A 16735-nucleotide genomic window follows, 5' to 3' on the forward strand; every position below is an offset into this window, starting at 1 on the left:
GTCCGTCCTTCAGCCCCATCATCCGTTGGACTAGATTCCCAACATGGTGGTGAAGATCGCCTCGCGGCCAGAGCCTGTGCGTCGCCCCGAACTGCGCCGCCTGCGCGCGTGGCACCTCGTGTGCCCCTCCGAGGCGCTCCGGCCCGGACAGGTGATGCGCTGGAGCACGGGCGCGCGGGAGCTGGTCCTCTTCCGGGGACGGAGCGGCGCGGTGCACGCGCTCGCCGCCCATTGTCCCCACATGGGCGCGCACCTGGGCGGTGGCACCGTGGTGGGGGATTCGCTGCGTTGTCCGCTCCACCACTGGCGGTTCGACGGCAGTGGCGCCTGCCCGGGAAAGACGGCGCAGCGGGCGTTCCCCGTGGTGGAGCGGTACGGCGCCATCCTGGTCTTCAATGGTCCGGTGGTGCTCTTTCCTCCGCCGGAGGTGGGCAGCGGGGCGCTGCGCTGGGGCACGTCGGCTCGCTTCGCGATCCGTTGTGACTGGCTGCCCGTGGTGGCCAATGCCTTCGATTTGGAGCACCTGCGCACGGTGCACCATCGCGAGCTGCGGGACGCCCCGGTGGTGGAGCGGCCGGACCCGTTCACCTTGCGCGTTCGCTACACGTCCCGCGTCACGGGAACCGGGCTGAGTGACCGGGTGATGAAGTGGCTGTCCGGCAATCGCATCGGCGTCACGCTCACGCTGCACGGCGGCACGCTCCTGTCCGTGGAGAGCGACCTGGGGCGCACGCGCAGCGCGTTGCTCGCCGGCCTCCATCAGAGCGAGCAGGGGGTGTTCATCCGGCTCGCCTTCGCCGCGCGCCGCAGCCGGCTCCCGGGGCTGGACTGGCTGGCGCTCCAGGTGTCGCGGTGGCTGTTCACGTCGTTCCTGCGGCGCGACCTGTCCGTGCTCGACGGGATGCGCCTCAACCGGGCGGGGGCGGCGGAGGACCCGGTGCTGCGCCAGGTGCTCGACTTCACCGACGGCCTGCCGGAGGCGCCCGATGACGACCGCGGGTGAGGGTGAGGCAACCCCGATTCCGGCCGCGCTCAACGCCGTCCTCCTGGTCTGCGCCATGGCGGCCTGCGCCGGGTGCTTGTGGCTGGCGTCCCACGCGGAGCGGCTCGCCGTCCAGCTCCTGGCCGCGGGCGTCTTCTCCTTCGTGAACAACACCGTGTTCTCACTGCTGCACGAGGCCACGCACGGCGTGCTGCACCCCGTGCGGCGGGTGAATGACACGCTGGGCCGGGTGGCCGCGGCGTTCTTCCCCACGTCCTTCACGATGCAGCGCGCCTTCCACCTGAACCACCACCGCCACAACCGGACGCACCTGGAGCAGTTCGATTACTTCCGGCCCGGAGACAACCGCTTCCTGAAGCGGGCGCAGTGGTACTCCATCCTCACCGGCCTCTACTGGCTGTTCGTCCCGGTGGGAGCGGTGGCCTTCGCGCTCGTCCCCGGGCTGTTGCACCGGCTGCGCGGCACGGGCACCCGGTACGGCGAGCAGACGGGCGCGGACGCGTACCTCGGGCGTCTGGAGGCAGCGCCTGGACGCGCCATCCGCGCGGAGGTGCTGCTGGCGGCCTGCGTGCAGGTGGGCCTCGTGGTGGCGCTCGATGTATCCGCGGCGGGGTGGGGGCTCTGCTACGCCGCCTTCGCCGTCAACTGGAGCGCGCTCCAGTACGCGGACCATGCGTGGTCTCTGCTGCACGTCCGTGACGGCGCGTGGGATTTGCGCGTGGCCGCCCCGGTGCGCTGGCTATTCCTCAACTACCACCATCACCGGGCCCACCACCGGCACCCGCATGTGCCCTGGCTCTACCTGGGCCGCTACGTGGACCCGGAGGTGACGCGGCCGTCCTTCCTGCGCATCTGGCTGTCCATGTGGCGGGGCCCCCGGCCGCTGCCCGCCGCCGCGGAGGACCGATGAGCCCGCGTCCCGCGTTGTTCGGCTGGCCCCGCAGGGAAGAGCGGGCCCTCACGGCCGCCATGGCCACGGGCTTCGCCCTGTTCTTCGTCGCTGTCTACGGCGGCGCGAGCTGGCTCACGGGCTTCTACACCGAGGGCCTCCGGGTGGAGCTGCCCTTCGAGCGCCACATCCCCTTCATTCCGTCCTGGGCGCTGGTCTACGTCAGCATGGACGTGCTGCTCCTGCTGTCCCTGTTCGTCTTCCGGACGTGGCGGGACATGGTGCCCTTCGCGTTGGCGCTGTGCGTGGAGACCGCGCTCGCGGCCGTGTGCTTCCTGCTCTTCCCGGTGGAGGTGGCCTGGCCGCCGCGCGCCGTGGAAGGGAGCTGGGCGGGGGTCTTCCAACTGGCGGACACGCTCAACCTGGAGCGGAACTACCTCCCGTCCCTCCACGTCGCCTTCGCATGTACGGCGGCCCTGGCCTACGCGGAGCGGGCCGGCGTGCTGGGGCGGGCCGTGTTCGGCCTGTGGGCGCTGGCCATCGCGGCGTCGACGTTGCTCATCCACGAGCACCACCTGGTGGACGTGGTGGCGGGGGCGTTGCTGGCCTGGGGCACCTGGCGGTGGGTGGCGCCCTGGTCGCGCCGCGCGGCGTTCCTGGAGTCGCTGCGAGTCGAGGCCCTGTGCGCCCGGGAGTCCTACCGCTTCGCGCGGCGTCACCTGCGCTACGGACTGATTGCCCTGGTGCTCTACCGCTACACGCTGAGCCGGTGGTGGCGCGAGGCACGGGTGGCGCGGGTGGGCTTCTGCTTCCTCCAGTTGGTGGACGACGTGCTGGATGGGGACCGCGCGGTGGACGGAGAGCCGCTCGACTGGGTGGACGCGCTCCTCCTGGAGCTGGAGTCCGGGCGAGGGGAGGACCCGGGGACGGCGGCCACGCTGGGGCGCGTGCTGCTGGAGCGGCTGGGCGACGACGCGGCGCGCGCCCAGGTCTTCGCGCTGGTGCGGACGATGCGCAAGGACCGGGAGCGGGTGAAGGACGGACAGTGGTGGAGCGCGGAGGCCCTCCGCGCGCAGCAGCACGACACGTTCCGCTTGTCGGTGGACCTGATGCTGCACGTCGCCGGGGCGGGCGTCCGGGCCGAGGACGCGCCCGCGCTGATGGAGGCCTTCGGCTGGTGCTCGGTGATGAGGGACTTGCGGGAGGACCTGGCCCAGGGGCTCTACAATGTTCCGGAAGGGGTCGCGGCGGCCGTCCGTGGCGAGGGCGCGGACCCGACGCGCCTCGACGCGCTGCTGGGCACGGAGGCGGGCCGCGCGTGGATGACGGCGGAGTACGTCCGGGCTCGGGCGTTGTTGGAGGACTCAGCCGGACAGTTGGCGGCGCTGGAGGGCCGTCCGGGGCTGGCGCTGCTGCGCCTGTTCCACCGCTCCATCGAGTCCTTCTGGCGCAAGCGCCTGCCCCGGCGCCATCCCTTCCTGGCCGACGTGACAGCCCGCCAGCTTCAGGGCGCGTGAGCCGCTGGCCTGCGCCGCAGCCTCCGGCCCATGACGGCGCCCGCCACGAGCGCGCCCAGTCCGATGACCGTCACTCCGGCGAGCGCGAGGTGCTTCACCCGCGTGAGGAGGGGATTGTCGAAGACGTTGGTGGAGTAGTGGAACGCGGCGATGCGCCAGCGGTCGCCCTCCCGGACCAGGGTGCAGGTCCACCGTCCGTCGATGACGATGTCCGTGCCGTCCGTGAGGACGTAGTGGTCCCGCGACGAGCCGCGCGCGATGCCGGTGTTTCCGTACAGGCGGGTCAGGTCGTCCACCTCGAACTTCGCCTGGATGCGCTCCACGACGCGATTCGGCCCGCGCATCATCTCGTCGTAGTACGCGCGGATGGACTCCTTCCCCACGCGCACGTCGTTGTTCATCGTGGTGAAGGCGACCTCCGGGTGCAGGTGGCTCAGCAGCCGGTCGATGTCCTGGGCATTGAGGGCGTCTTCCATCTCCTGCTTGAGGACGCGCAGGGCGTCATGGGTGGCCGCGTCGGCGGTGGGTTGCTGGGCCAGCACCGCGGACGGCAGGAACGCGAACAGCAGCGCCACCACACAACAGCCAGGCAAGCGGATCATCGAGGCTCCAGAGGGGTGAATCCGCCCATCCTAGAGAGCCTTCCGGCTGGTGGTGCATGGAAGTTGCCGTCCGAGGCGCCCCACGGCACCGAGGTCCGGTGGACAGGGGCCCACGCCCTGGGGTGATTCCTGCCGCGCTGGCACGCGCCTATCCATCTGCGCCAGATCCATTTCCCAGGAGGCGTGCCATGAAGGATCGTCCCGCAACACTCGTACTGTCCGGCGGTGGCGCCAAGGGAGCCTTCCAGGTCGGCGCCGAGCGCGTCCTCCGGGAGGTCCATGGCTTCCGCTGGGAGCGCATCTTCGGCGTGTCGGTGGGCGCCCTGAACGCCGCGCTGCTGGCCCAGCACGCCTACCGGGCGCTGAATGACATCTGGTTGAACCTCCGCGAGGCGGACCTCTACCGGAAGCTGCCCTGGCCGCTGGTGGCCCTTCGCGTGGGCCTGTTCCGCAAGCTGGGGCTGTACGACAACGCGCCCATGCGGGAGCTGATCCAGCGGCACCTCGCCGGAAACCGCTTCCGGGTGCCCGCCCACGTGGGGCGCGTGTCGCTGGTCTCCGGCAACTACGAGCTGGTGCCCAGTGACTCCAGGGACTTCCTGGATGCCATCTGGCAGAGCGCGACGTTGCCCATCCTCTGGGAGCCCGTCGGCGAGTCGGCCCTGGTCGACGGGGGCCTGCGCAACGCCACCCCCCTGGGGGATGCGCTGGAGTTCGGCCCGACGGAGATCGTCGTCATCGTCTGCTCACCGTCCCAGATTGAGCGGGCGAAGCCGCCGGCCAATCTCCTGGAGGTGGCCACGCGCAGCCTGGCCGACATCACCCTCAACGAAATCCTGCTCAATGACGTGGATGCCTTCGTGCGCATCAACGACATCGTCCGTCAGGCCTATGAGGCGGGGCTCACCGTGCGGCGGCCGGATGGGGTGCCCTACCGGTACTGCCGCATCACCGTCATCGAGCCCGCACGGCCCATGGGGGACATGTTGGACTTCGCGCCGGAGGTGATCCGGATGCGGCTGCGACACGGCGAGGAGATGGCCCGGGCCGTCTCGTTGCCCACGGGCGTGGGCCCTGGAGAGCGCGTGCAGCGCCGCGTGGAGCTCTTCCCGGAGCCCCCCATGCATGCCTAGAGCGCCGCGGGCCTGGCCGCCGCCTTGGAATGACCGATGGCGCGTGGCGCGGGCGCGTGCGGCGGCGGCTCCGCGTGCGGCTCCGGCGCGTCTTGGTTGAGCTCCTTGTAGAAGCGCCGCCCGATGAAGACGCCGAGCACCAGCGACACCACCAGGCCCACGGCGGCGACCGCCGTCATCGTCGTGCGGCCCTGGGCCAGACCGCTGCCGAGCTGCGCCGTGAGGAAGGTGCCGGGAATGGTGCCAATCATGATGCCGGCCAGCGTGGGCACCAGCCGCGCGCCGCTCGCCGCCGCCGCCGCCAGCATCACGTCGGTGGGGCAGAGTGGGTTGATGCAGGCGGTGAAGGCGAAGAGGAAGTCATGCCGCTTCGCCGCCCGCACCAGTGCGGGGTACTTGCTGCCCGCCAGGCGCTTCATCAGCCCCGTGCCCAGCTTGCGCGCCGCGGCGAAAAGCAGCAGGCCCGACAACAAGCTGCCCGTTAGTGAATAGAGGGTCGCTGCGAGCGTGCCAAACATCATCCCGCCCACGGCCGTCAGCAGCTGACCCGGAAGCAGTGTCACGGGCCGGATGGCAAGGAAGCCGATGTATGCAATAGGCGCCCACTTCCCGAAGGGCTCCAACCAGCTCGCGAGGCGCTGCTGGTCGACGAAGTCCGGCCCGAGCAGCCGGAGTGCGACAAGCCCCCCTACTGAAACGAGCATCGGGGCCAACACCCGGAGCCAGGTCTTCACCGACTGCGCCACGCCGTACCTCCCCGCGGCCCCACTTCCGCCGCGCCGTGGGCCTGAAAGTGAAGGTGGTTTCGGGAATCCGCAATGTGCAGTGGGGTGTTTCCAACATGAAAGCGTCCGGCCGGGCAGCCCGCCGCCCGGTCTGAAAGCTCGGCAGGCGTTGCGAAACCCACGAAATCACAGGTGTTTTCGTGTGGCGTACCAGGGGTGAACGGCTGGCGGTGTACGGAGCTTGCTTGCATCGGGGCGCTTCCGTCCCAAGGTTTCAGGCAAGGGGCACCGAGGCGAGGGCTGGGGTAGTCACGAGAGGAGACAGGCAAATGTCGGACAAGGACAACAAGGGCAGCATGACGGTAGCCGAAGCGGGTCGGAAGGGTGGCGAGACGGTCCGGAACGAGCGCGGTCGCGAGTTCTACGAGACGATCGGCCGCAAGGGCGGCGCCACGGTGAAGGCCGAGCGCGGTCGCTCCTTCTACGAGGAGATCGGCCGCAAGGGCGGCGAGACGGTGAAGGCCGAGCGCGGCGCCAAGTTCTACGAGGAGATCGGCAAGAAGGGTGGCGACCGCGTGAAGGCCACCCGCGGCCCGAACTTCTACGAGGAGATTGGCCGCAAGGGTGGGCAGAAGGTGAAGAAGCTCATCGAAGAGGGCAAGCGGGCCGCGCGCGCCGCCATGGCGGCGCAGGAGGGCACGGCAGGTGCCCCCCCCCCCAGGAGGGCGCCGCGCCGTCCACACCGCCGTCGTCCGGAGAGCCGGCGGGGCCGGGCCAGAACGAGTAGCGTCGTGAGGCGTGGCGTCAGGCTCGCGGACCGACTAAGACGGCCGCGTGTACCTGGTCATCACGTTCCTCGAACAGTTGGAAGGAACCGAGCGGGCCATCCGCCGGCTCCGGGAGTTCGGTATCCCGGAGCCGCTGGTGGTGCGGGCTCGGAGCGCGGCGGCGGCGCTGTCCGCCGAGGTCCCCGTGTTCGCGGGGCTCCGCAGCCTGGCGTTGGGCGCCGATGACGACCGCGTCATCCTGGTGAGCCTGTTGCCGGGCCTGCCCGCCGAGGAGATGGAGCGACTGGTTCAGCGCGTCCAACTGGAGATGGACGCGGACGACCCACCCATGGGCCGGCTGGTCGCCATGCCGGTGATCTCCGCGCCCACGCATCGCCGGTCGTGACGGGAAGCACCCCGTCGTTATAAGCACGGGCTGTGCAAGCGCTGCTCGTCTTCCTCTCCATCGCGGCGCTGTCGCTGCTCGCCTCCAGCCGCGCGCTGGACCCGGGGCGCTTTCCGGCGCTGGCGAGGCTGGCGGCCAGCGGCTTCCTCTTCGTCCTGCTCGGCATTCTCCTGGGGCCCTCCGTGGCGGGGGTGCTCACCGAGCGGCACCTGGAGGCCCTGCGCCCGGTGATGGCGCTGGGGCTGGGCACCGCGGGCGTGCTGCTGGGCCTGAACCTGGAGCCCCGCCTGCTGCGCCTGCTGCCGCGGCCCGTGTACCTGTCGGCGCTGGCGCACTCCGGGACGGCCTTCTTCTTCGTGGCCTTGCCCTTGCTGGTGCCGCTCATCTTCACGTCCGTCCGGGGCCTGCTCGGCGCGGTGGGCGCGGCGGCGATGCTGGGGGCGGCGGCCAGCCTGTCGTCGGGGCACTCGGCCGTGCTCGCGTGGCGCACGGGGCGCCTGGACCGGGCGCGTGGCCTGGGCGTGGCGCTGCTCACCATGTTGGATGACGCGGTGGGGCTGGGCGTGCTGGCGCTGGCGCTGATGATCGGCGCCGCCAGCAACGTGGGCGAAGGCCTGGGGCTGGTGTGTCTGGCCCTGCTGCTGGGCGTCATGTGTGGGGCGCTGCTGGCCTTCCTCACGCATGCGTTGAAGGACCTGGCGGAGCTGACCACGGTGACGTTGGGCGGCGTGGTGCTGGTGAGCGGCGCGGCGGCGTACCTGCGGGTGTCGCCCCTGCTGGCGGGCGTGGCGTGTGGGGCGACGCTGGCGGTGGTGGGCGGCCGCACCTCGGAGCGGGTGGCCCGCGCGCTGGGCCGGGTGGAGCGGCCCGTGTTCCTGGTGCTGGTGTTCCTGGTGGGCTGCGCGGTGCACGCGCGGGACTACTGGGGCTGGGCGCTGATGCCCGCCTTCGTGGGCCTGCGCTTCCTGGGGAAGATGCTGGGCGGCCGGTTCGCGCGGCGGCTGGTGCAGCAGACGCTGGTGCTGCCCCCCCGGCTTGGCTACGCGCTGATCGCCCAGGGCGGCCTGGCGCTGTGCCTGGTGGCGGAGTACGGGATGCTCGTGCCGGGGGTGCTGGCGCCGCGCGTGCTGGACGTGGTGGTGATGGGCGCGGTGGTCAACGAGCTGCTGGCGGGCCAGGCCTTCCGGTACGTGGTGGATCCGCCCCGCGGCATGTCCTCCGCGAGCTCGACTGACGGCGACAAGGTGGCGGCATGAAGGGGGCCGTCATCCGGTTGCTGCTGTTGATGGCGCTGCTGGCCATCATCAGCCGGGCGCAGGTGCTCCGGGCGGACTCGGGGACGCCGGTGATGCTGGCGGCGGGCGCGCTGCTGCTGTGCGGCCTGTTCGCGGGCAAGGTGGCCAAGGGCCTGGGCCTGCCGCGCCTCACCGGCTACCTACTGGTGGGCGTGGCGGTGGGGCCCTATGCGCTGGGCTTCATTCCGAACGCGGGCGTGAAGGGGTTGGAGCTGGTGAAGGGGCTGGCGGTGAGCCTCATCGCGCTGGTGGCCGGCACGGAGCTCCGGCTGGGGCTCATCCGCCGCGTGGGCGCGCGCGTGGCCTTGCTGTGCGTGGCCGTGTGCGGCGTCACCTTCCTGGTGTGCTTCGGGGCCACCTTCGCGCTCAAGCCCTTCCTGCCCTTCCTGGCGGGCATGACGGTGCCCCAGGCGCTGGCGGTCAGCGCGCTGCTGTCCACGGTGGTGGTGTCATTCTCCCCCACGGTCACCATCGCCATCGTCCAGGAGACGAGCGCGCGCGGCGCCTTCACGGAGTTCCTGATGGCGCTGGTCATCATCGGCGACCTGCTGGTGATGGTGGCCTTCGCGCTGGCCGCGGGCCTGACGAAGGCGAGCTTCGGCGGCGGGCTGGACGTGACGGAGCTGCTGGGCGGGGTGGGGTGGGAGCTGTTCGGCTCGGTGGTGGTGGGCCTGGTGCTGGCCGTGGGCATGCTCATCTACATGCGCGGCGTGAAGCAGGAGCTGCCGCTGTTCCTGGTGGGCCTGTGCTTCGCGGCGGCCGAAGGGGGCTCGCGCCTGCACCTGTCCCCGCTGCTGGTGTCGCTGGCGGCGGGGGCGCTCATCGCGAACCTGGACGAGCGCGCGGGCGAGCGCATCCACAACGCCATCCAGCAGGCGGGGCTGCCCGTGTTCGCGCTCTTCTTCGCCGCGGCGGGCGCCGGGCTGAAGCTGGACACCCTGCTGACGGTGGGGCCGGCGGCGCTGCTGCTGGTGGGTTTGCGCGGCGTGGCCATCTGGTTCTCCTGCCGCCGCTTCGCCCCGGCGGACGACCCCCGGCTCAAGCGCTACCTGTGGATGGGGCTCATTTCGCAGGCCGGCGTGACGTTTGGCCTGGCGGCCCTGGTGTCCAGGACGTTTCCGTCCTTTGGCCCCCAGGTGGAGGTGCTCATCGTCGCCATGATCACCGCCCACGAACTGGTGGGGCCGGTCCTCACCCGGCGCGCCCTGGCGGCCTCCGGGGAGATCCGCGCGGACGACGCACAGGGAACGGCATAGGCTGTCAGGCATCCACACCTTCAGCAGCAGCCACGGGAGGCACGGAGGACATCATGGCCGCACCCATCCTCGAGGTGGACATGGAGCACCCCTCACCCCGCCACATCCAACGCGCGGTGGAGGTGCTGGAGCGCGGCGGCCTGCTGGCCTACCCGACGGACACCTACTTCGGGCTCGGCTGTGACTTGAGCTCCAAGAAGGGCATCGAGCGGCTGTATCAGCTCAAGGGACGCGACAAGAAGAAGCCCCTGTCCTTCCTCTGTCCGGACCTGTCGGACGTGGCCCGCTATGCGCATGTGAGCAACTTCGCCTACCGGACCATGAAGGGCCTCACTCCGGGTGCGTTCACCTTCATCCTGGAAGCGACGCGCCTGGTGCCGGACCTGATGATGTCCAAGCAGAAGCAGGTGGGCATCCGGGTGCCTGACGCGGCGCTCGTCCGGGAGCTGGCCCGGGCCCTGGGCCGCCCCCTGGTGACGACCTCCGCGACCGACACGGAGGGTGAGCCCCTCACGGACGCCAGGGACATCAAAGACGCACTGGGCCATGGCCTGGACCTCATCCTTGACGGGGGTGTGACGCTCAATGAACCGTCGACCGTGATTTCACTCATCGGCGATTCACTTGAGATCCTCCGGCAAGGGAAGGGTAGGCTGGAGGACTAGAACCCGAGAATAGGGGGATTTCTTGGCACAGGGGGGAACACGGCCGAGCTCCGTGGATGCACCGGAGCAGGTCCCAGGGCTGCTGAAGTTGTTGCTGTTGCTCCTATTCCGGCCGGTGGACCTGCACTTCCGGCTGCGAGCCGCGGGCATCCGCGTTCCAGGGGCCCGGCTGGGGACGTTGTGTAGCGAGCAAGCGGAGGGCGGAGACCGGGCCACGGCCGTCTATGTCCGGCGCATGCTGCTGCTGCTGCTCGTCACCGCGCCGATGGTGACGCAGGTGCTGGGCCTCGCGCTGCTGATGGCGGGCCTGCCGCTGGAGCGAGGCTGGGTGCTGTCGGCGCTGTGCTGCTCGGCGGTGGGGCTGGTGGTGGCGCAGGTGCTGGGGCTGGCCGCGGGCGTTTTGCTGGGCTCGCTGTCCAGCCTGGCCACGCTGCTGGGGCTGCACGCGACGGCCGCGGATGCCTTCGGGCCGGAGCTGGGTGGGGTGGCGGGCATGGTGGTGGGGATGTGTCTGGGCGGTGTGGCGGGGCTGGCGTGTGGGAGCATCAGCGGCATCGCCATTGGCCGAGGCCCCACCGTGGCGCGGGTCCAGATGGCGGCCATCCTCGCCAGCCTGACGCCGATGCTGCTCTGGACGGGGACGACGAACGCGTCCTACGCCGGCGCGGTGGCGGCCAGCGCGCTGGTGGCCTTCCTGGTGAGCGCGTTCCGGCTCCCGCTGTACGCGCTGGAGGTGCTGGCGTCGGCGGTGGCGTATGCGGTGGAGCGCTGGACGGGGCGGCCCACCCTGGGCTGGGTGCCGGTGCGTCACCACAACCTCAGCTACCTGCCGCATCCCTTCCTGGGGCGACACCTGGCGCTGGCGGTGCGCTCGCGGCCGGCGGAGGTGCTGGCGGTGGCGGATGCCTGCCTGCGCTCTCCGGGCAACATCGTGGTGGGCTGGCCGTGGGTGGTGCAGGCGCTGGAGTCGGCGTCACCGGAGCGAGCAGGGGAGCCCCGGGCGTGAGCCGCTGAGTTGCCTCGCCGCGCGGCTCCGGTAGCCTGCGCGGTGATGGAAGGAATGCTCGACGCGTTCATCGCCTTCATCCGCGCGGAGCGCGGGCTGTCTGGCAAGACGGTGGACGCCTACGCCGCCGACATCAACGTCTACTTCGAGGACCTGCGCGCCCGCGGCGTCTCCGACGTGACGCGGGCGCGGCAGGAGGACGTGTCCGCGCACCTGGCCGTGCTGGGCAAGCGGGGCGTGGGCAAGCGCAGCCAGGCCCGGCACCTGGCGGCCCTGCGCGGCTTCCACCGGTTCCTCGTCGCCGAGCGCATGGCGGACAAGGACCCGACGGAGGACCTGGACACGCCCCGCTCCCCCCGGAAGCTGCCGTCGTTCCTCACCCTGGAAGAGGTGGAGCAGCTCCTGGCGGCCCCGGACGAGCGCACGTCCACGGGCCTGCGCGACAAGGCCATGCTGGAGGTGCTGTACGCCACCGGCCTGCGCGTGAGCGAGCTGTGCGGCCTGGGCATCAACGACGTGCAGCTCACGGCGGGCTACCTGGTGGCGAAGGGCAAGGGCGCCAAGGAGCGGCTCGTCCCGCTGGGGAGCGTGGCCATCGAGAAGGTCCAGGCGTACCTGGCGGAGTCCCGGCCCGCGGTGCTGGGGCGGCGCAAGTCCCAGGCGTTGTTCGTCACGCCGCGAGGCGCTGGCTTCACCCGGCAGGGCTTCTGGAAGCTGCTCAAGCGGTACGCGCTGAAGGCGGGCATCGCCAAGCCGCTGTCGCCGCACAAGCTGCGGCACTCGTTCGCCACGCACCTGGTGGAGCGCGGCGCGGACCTGCGCGCCGTCCAGCAGATGCTGGGGCACGCGGACCTCGCCACGACGCAAATCTATACCCACGTCAACGCGGCCCGGCTGCGGTCCGTGTACGACGCGTTCCACCCGCGCAGCGACGTCTTCGTCCCCAAGGCGAAGAAGCCGCGCGCCGCCGCGCGGTAGGGGGCGGCCCGGGCGCTCAGCTCCCCACGCTGTGGATGGGCAGGCCGAACGGGTCCGTGTGGGCCCGCCGGGGCTCGCTCCCTGGCAGCGGGGCCACGCGAATCAGCCCGGAGGCCATCAGCCGGTGCACGGAGCGGGACGCGGCCAGCTCGCCCATGGCCGCCGTGCGCAGGGCCTGCCGGATGCTCCGGCTGCCGCGCAGCTTCGAGTACAGGTACAGGTCATCCGCCGTCAGGTCGGGCGGGGTGGGGCGCGGAATCGGCTCGAAGACCAGTCGCCCGTCCAGCGCGAAGAGCTCGTCACTGAGCGCCAGCGTCAGGCGAATCTCCGCCTCGCGGTACAGGGCATGGGCCTCGGGGACGGGGCCTCGCTCCAGGATCTGCGCGGCCAGGGCGACGGCGTGGTCATACTGGCCGGCTTCGAGGAAGCGCTTCACCAGGGTGAGCAGCTCCTCCAACTCGGCGGCCTCGCCCAGCCGGGGGCCTCCGGCCTTGCGCGGGGCCAGGGCACCCCGCCGGTACAGGTGCAGCACCCAGCGCGCGGCGAAGAGCGGGGCCTCCCGGGCGCTGGCCAGCATCTCTCCCAGCGTGGCGCCGCTCGCCGCCAGGTCCAGCAGGACGTCCTCCTCCTCCGAGTACGTCTCCACGGCGAACTCTCGGAAGACGCGGAACGTCGCGTCCATGCGGGGGAAGATGTCGCGGAACATGGACCACTCGCGCTGCCGCGTCACCGCGTCACGGTGCAGGGTGGACAGCGACAGCTTGAGCCCAATCGCCCGGGTCGCGGGTGGCAGGCCGGGGGTGAACTCCACCTCGCCGGACTCCCAGGCGTAGCAGTCGAAGAGGGACTCACGCGCCTTGTGCTCCAGGGCCTCGATGAGGCGGGGCAGCTCCACGAAGCAGCGCTGGACCAGGAAGGTGCCGTAGGGCATGCGCGCGCCCTCGGCCGCCTCGAAGGCCGCCGCGGCGCGGGGCGCGTCCAGGATGCGGAGGTTCACCAGGACCTGCGCCAGGTGCTCGCGCGGGTCGTTGGAGCTCTCGCCCACCAGGTAGCCGTCCTTGACGTGGAAGCAGCGCCGCACCGCGCCGCGCTCCACCCGCAGCACCCCTTCAACCCCGGGCGCGCTGAACAGCGGCGGCATCACCAACTGCAAGCGATAGCTGGCGAGACTTCCGTTGAATGGCTCCATGCAGGTGCTTCCTCCAAGGTGGGTGGGCCCGCGTGAGGAACCCCCAGGGTACCGGTGCACCCCACCGTGATTCAATTGCAAGTGCCTGGATTTGCTCGGGATTTCCTGGCGGAACGCAAAGTTCCAGGGAGAGTCCGTCTTGACTTCGAGTACTGGACGGAGTCGTGACTCGGGCAACGGACGGTTGCAGGGCCGCGGCGGGTGTGCGAACGAGCCCTGTCGATTCCCGATTCAAGGTTCAAGCCCCTATGCGGATTCTCTCAGGAGTGCAGTCGTCCGGCAGGCTGCACATCGGCAACTACTACGGCGCGCTCCGCCAGTTCGTGCAGCTCCAGGATGAGGGGGAGGGCTACTACTTCATCGCCAACCTGCACGCGCTCACCACGGTGCGGGAGCCCAAGGCCGCGCTGGCGCTGACGCGCGAGGCCGCCATGGCCTACCTGTCGCTGGGGTTGGATCCGAAGAAGGCCGTGCTCTTCCGGCAGAGCGACGTGCGCGAGGTGCTGGAGCTGTACTGGATTCTGGGCACCGTGACGCCGCACGCGCACCTGGAGCGGGCGCACAGCTACAAGGACAAGGTGGCCAAGGGCATCAGCCCGGACTTCGGCCTCTTCGCCTACCCGGTGCTGATGGCCGCCGACATCCTGCTCTACAGCGCGGACTTCGTCCCGGTGGGCAAGGACCAGATTCAGCACATCGAGTTCGCGCGCGACTGGGCGGTGAAGTTCAACACCCAGTACGTGCCCGGCTACGACCCGGCGGACCCGGAGGGCAAGGAGCGGGGCCACGCGCCCGGCATCCTCAAGCTGCCCGCGGCGCGCATCCAGGAGGCCACCCAGACGGTGCCCGGCGTCGACGGGCAGAAGATGTCCAAGTCCTACGGGAACACCATCGAGCTCTTCGGCGACGAGAAGGAAATCAAGAAGCGCATCATGTCCATCAAGACGGACTCCACGCCGGTGGACGCGCCCAAGCCGGTGCCCTCGAACCCGCCCCCTGCGGGGCTGGTCAGCGACGCGCCGCTTTATGACCTGCTCAAGCTGATGTTGCCCGAGTCCGACTTCGCCGAGGTGGACGCCACCTGGAAGGCGGGCGGGAAGGGCTACGGCGACTACAAGAAGAAGCTCCTGGAGGCCTACCACGCGGCCTTTGGCCCGGCCCGTCAGCGGTACGCCGAGTTGGCGGCCGACCCAGGTGAGGTGGAGCGCATCCTCCAGGACGGCGCCAGCCGGGCCCGGGCCGAGGCGACCCGGCTGATGGACCAGGTCCGCAAGGCCGTGGGAATCCCATGAGGCGGTGTGCCTGAACGGGCTTTCACTGCCGATTGTTTGACCCACCTGGGGGGCACTGGTATGGGTGTGTGTCCTCCAGGCTCGTGCCCGCTGCCTAAGAAAGTCGGGCCCTTACGCGATGACGCGCCCCCACCCATCCCGTTGACGCCACCCAGGACATCCGGTGAGTGAGGAACGTCGCTCGCCGGCCGATGAGGCCCTTCGTGAAGGGGAGTTGCCGCGGAGTCCTGGCGACAACTTCCGCATCGCGCTGCCCAATTTCGAAGGTCCGCTGGACCTGCTGCTCCATCTCATCAAGGAGCATCGGGTCGACATCTTCGACATCCCGCTGGCGCTGATCACGGAGAAGTACCTCGAGCACCTGGAGCGGATGCGGGAGATCAACCTCGACATCGCCGGGGAGTTCCTGGTGATGGCCTCCACGCTGGCGCACCTCAAGAGCCGCATGCTGCTGCCCCGGCAGGACGCCGTCGCGGCGCAGGAGGGATCGGAGGTGCTCTCGGTCGCCGAGGAGACCGAGGACCCGCGCGCGGAGCTGGTGCGGCGCCTGCTGGAGTACCAGAAGTACAAGGACGCCGCCGAGCAGCTCGCCACGCAGGACCTGCTCGGCCGCGACGTCTTCGCCCGCAACGTCCCGGTGGAGGCGGTGCCCATCCCGGAAGAGGAGGTGGGGCTCCAGGAGTTCAGCGTCCTCAAGCTGGTGGAGGCGCTCGATCGGGTGCTGGAGCGGTTGCAGCCCAAACTGCAGCACGAGGTGGTCCGGGAGCGCGTGACGCTGTCCGAGGCCATCCTCCGCGTAGTAGAGCGTCTGCGCCCCCATGGACAGGTTCTGTTCGAAAGCTTGTTCACGGAAGAGGACACCCCGTCGCGGCAGGAGGTGGTCATCACCTTCCTGGCCATCCTGGAGATGGTGAAGCGGCGGCTCATCCGGGTGGTGCAGGACGAGCCGATGGGGCCCATCCTGCTGCTGCCCAACGGGGACGCGCTGGAGAAGCTGGCTCCCACGGAGGTCGACGACAGTGACTACCGGTAGCAACGGACCGCAGGATGAGACTCCCGAACCGGGCACGCCCGGCGGCCCCGGCCCGTTCTCCGAAGAGGAAATCGCCGCTGTCACGGGCCCCGGCCCGGCGGACGAGCTGGACGAGCTGGAAGCGGCCTCCATCGAGGAGGACTCGGACGAGGCGCCTCCGGACCTGGAGACGTCGTTCGAGAAGCTCCTCTCCAAGAGCCGCAAGCTGTCCACGGACCGCGTCCGCACCGTCATCGAGAGCGTGCTCTTCGTGGCGGAGCGGCCGCTGTCGGTGGACGAGCTGTACATGGCCACCGGCATCGAGCGGGAGCTCATCGCCGAGGCCCTCAACCAGCTCTCCGGCATCCACCGCGACGGCATCAGCGGCATCGTGCTGTATGAGGTGGCGGGCGGGTGGCAGTTCCGGACGGACCCGCATTCGGGTGAGTATGTCCGGCGTTACCTGCGGGTGAAGCCACAGCGGCTGACCCGGGCGGCGGTGGAGACGCTGGCCATCATCGCGTACCGGCAGCCGGTGACGCGGCCGGAAATCGAGGACATCCGCGGCGTGGACTGCGGCGCGGTCATCAAGGCGTTGATGGACCGCAAGCTGGTGAAGATCCTGGGCAAGCGCGAAGAGGTGGGCCGGCCCATCCTCTATGGAACGTCCCGTGAGTTCCTGGAGTTCTTCGCCCTGAAGGACCTGTCGGCCCTGCCCACGCTGCGTGAGTTCCACGAGCTGACGCAGGAGCACCGGGAGATCGTCGAGAAGGAAGACAAGCCGGCGCCCCCGGCGACGGGGACGGTGGAAGCGCTGTCGGACCCGGCATTCACGAAGCGGATGGAAAAGAGCGCGGCGGCCAGTGAAGCCGCGCTGGAGGACCTGGAGGAGGCCATGGCGGCCGCGGACCGGACACACAAGGTCAGCTCCAGCGTCCTGGACACGACGCCCCCGAAACCCGAGACGGGTGATACGACGGGGCCCAAGCCCGAGTGACGG

At 70.4% G+C, this 16735-nt stretch carries 16 protein-coding genes and 1 pseudogene; 14 read left to right on the forward strand and 3 right to left on the reverse strand.

Going from position 1 to position 16735, the window contains the following annotated elements:
• Positions 1–43 precede the first annotated feature (43 nt).
• The 3 genes from HV826_RS15675 to HV826_RS15685 are packed head-to-tail and all read left to right on the forward strand — an operon-like array spanning position 44 to position 3409.
• Positions 44–1003, forward strand: a complete 960-nt coding sequence (locus tag HV826_RS15675) for a Rieske 2Fe-2S domain-containing protein (RefSeq protein ID WP_176417829.1) — start codon at positions 44–46, stop codon at positions 1001–1003.
• Positions 987–1913 (forward strand): fatty acid desaturase, encoded by a 927-nt coding sequence (locus HV826_RS15680; protein ID WP_176417831.1) that lies wholly within the window; start codon positions 987–989, stop codon positions 1911–1913. Before HV826_RS15675 ends, HV826_RS15680 begins: the two co-directional genes overlap by 17 nt.
• Positions 1910–3409 (forward strand): phosphatase PAP2 family protein, encoded by a 1500-nt coding sequence (locus HV826_RS15685; RefSeq protein WP_176417833.1) that lies wholly within the window; start codon positions 1910–1912, stop codon positions 3407–3409. The genes HV826_RS15680 and HV826_RS15685 overlap by 4 nt, the downstream gene beginning before the upstream one ends.
• On the opposite strand, the gene HV826_RS15690 is transcribed toward HV826_RS15685, so the two are convergent.
• Positions 3397–4011, reverse strand: a complete 615-nt coding sequence (locus HV826_RS15690; RefSeq protein WP_176417834.1) for a nuclear transport factor 2 family protein — start codon at positions 4009–4011, stop codon at positions 3397–3399. The genes HV826_RS15685 and HV826_RS15690 overlap by 13 nt on opposite strands.
• A gap of 188 nt (positions 4012–4199) precedes the next feature.
• On the opposite strand from HV826_RS15690, the gene HV826_RS15695 reads away from it, so the two are divergent.
• On the forward strand, positions 4200–5144 hold the full coding sequence (locus HV826_RS15695; RefSeq protein ID WP_255207839.1) for a patatin-like phospholipase family protein: 945 nt from the start codon (positions 4200–4202) through the stop codon (positions 5142–5144).
• On the opposite strand, the gene HV826_RS15700 is transcribed toward HV826_RS15695, so the two are convergent.
• On the reverse strand, positions 5141–5878 hold the full coding sequence (locus HV826_RS15700; RefSeq protein WP_407938403.1) for a TVP38/TMEM64 family protein: 738 nt from the start codon (positions 5876–5878) through the stop codon (positions 5141–5143). The two genes, HV826_RS15695 and HV826_RS15700, sit on opposite strands and share 4 nt — an antisense overlap.
• A gap of 320 nt (positions 5879–6198) precedes the next feature.
• Between HV826_RS15700 and HV826_RS15705 the strand changes: the two are divergent.
• The 7 genes and pseudogenes from HV826_RS15705 to xerD all read left to right on the forward strand — a co-directional run bounded on the left by HV826_RS15705 (position 6199) and on the right by xerD (position 12242).
• A pseudogene (locus HV826_RS15705) lies at positions 6199–6656 on the forward strand (general stress protein).
• 47 nt (positions 6657–6703) lie between these two features.
• Positions 6704–7042: a hypothetical protein gene (locus HV826_RS15710; RefSeq protein WP_140792060.1), complete on the forward strand. Its 339-nt coding sequence runs from the start codon at positions 6704–6706 to the stop codon at positions 7040–7042.
• Positions 7043–7074: 32 nt separating this feature from the next.
• Complete coding sequence (locus HV826_RS15715; protein WP_176417837.1) at positions 7075–8298, forward strand: sodium:proton exchanger; 1224 nt, start codon at positions 7075–7077, stop codon at positions 8296–8298.
• Positions 8295–9593 carry a cation:proton antiporter gene (locus HV826_RS15720; protein ID WP_176417838.1) on the forward strand — a complete coding sequence of 433 codons (1299 nt, stop codon included), beginning with the start codon at positions 8295–8297 and terminating at the stop codon, positions 9591–9593. The genes HV826_RS15715 and HV826_RS15720 overlap by 4 nt, the downstream gene beginning before the upstream one ends.
• A 53-nt stretch (positions 9594–9646) precedes the next feature.
• On the forward strand, positions 9647–10258 hold the full coding sequence (locus tag HV826_RS15725) for an L-threonylcarbamoyladenylate synthase (RefSeq protein ID WP_176417839.1): 612 nt from the start codon (positions 9647–9649) through the stop codon (positions 10256–10258).
• A 22-nt stretch (positions 10259–10280) separates the two neighbouring features.
• Complete coding sequence (locus HV826_RS15730) at positions 10281–11264, forward strand: hypothetical protein (protein ID WP_176417840.1); 984 nt, start codon at positions 10281–10283, stop codon at positions 11262–11264.
• Between the two features lie 45 nt (positions 11265–11309).
• Complete coding sequence (gene xerD, locus HV826_RS15735) at positions 11310–12242, forward strand: site-specific tyrosine recombinase XerD (protein ID WP_176417841.1); 933 nt, start codon at positions 11310–11312, stop codon at positions 12240–12242.
• A gap of 16 nt (positions 12243–12258) precedes the next feature.
• Here the strand turns inward: xerD and HV826_RS15740 are convergent, their stop codons facing one another.
• The gene (locus HV826_RS15740; RefSeq protein WP_176417842.1) at positions 12259–13431 is read right to left on the reverse strand and encodes a DUF4388 domain-containing protein; all 1173 of its coding nucleotides are present in this window, start codon (positions 13429–13431) and stop codon (positions 12259–12261) included.
• 248 nt (positions 13432–13679) lie between these two features.
• On the opposite strand from HV826_RS15740, the gene trpS reads away from it, so the two are divergent.
• From trpS to scpB, 3 genes are all read left to right on the forward strand, one after another.
• A complete protein-coding gene (trpS, locus tag HV826_RS15745) occupies positions 13680–14723 on the forward strand; it encodes a tryptophan--tRNA ligase (protein WP_176417843.1) in 1044 nt (347 codons plus the stop codon).
• A 163-nt stretch (positions 14724–14886) separates the two neighbouring features.
• On the forward strand, positions 14887–15756 hold the full coding sequence (locus tag HV826_RS15750) for a segregation/condensation protein A (protein WP_176417844.1): 870 nt from the start codon (positions 14887–14889) through the stop codon (positions 15754–15756).
• The gene (gene scpB / locus HV826_RS15755) at positions 15743–16732 is read left to right on the forward strand and encodes an SMC-Scp complex subunit ScpB (protein WP_176417845.1); all 990 of its coding nucleotides are present in this window, start codon (positions 15743–15745) and stop codon (positions 16730–16732) included. Before HV826_RS15750 ends, scpB begins: the two co-directional genes overlap by 14 nt.
• Positions 16733–16735: the final 3 nt, after the last annotated feature.

The sequence above is a fragment of the Myxococcus sp. AM010 genome (assembly GCF_013372585.1).
GTDB lineage: Bacteria > Myxococcota > Myxococcia > Myxococcales > Myxococcaceae > Myxococcus > Myxococcus vastator.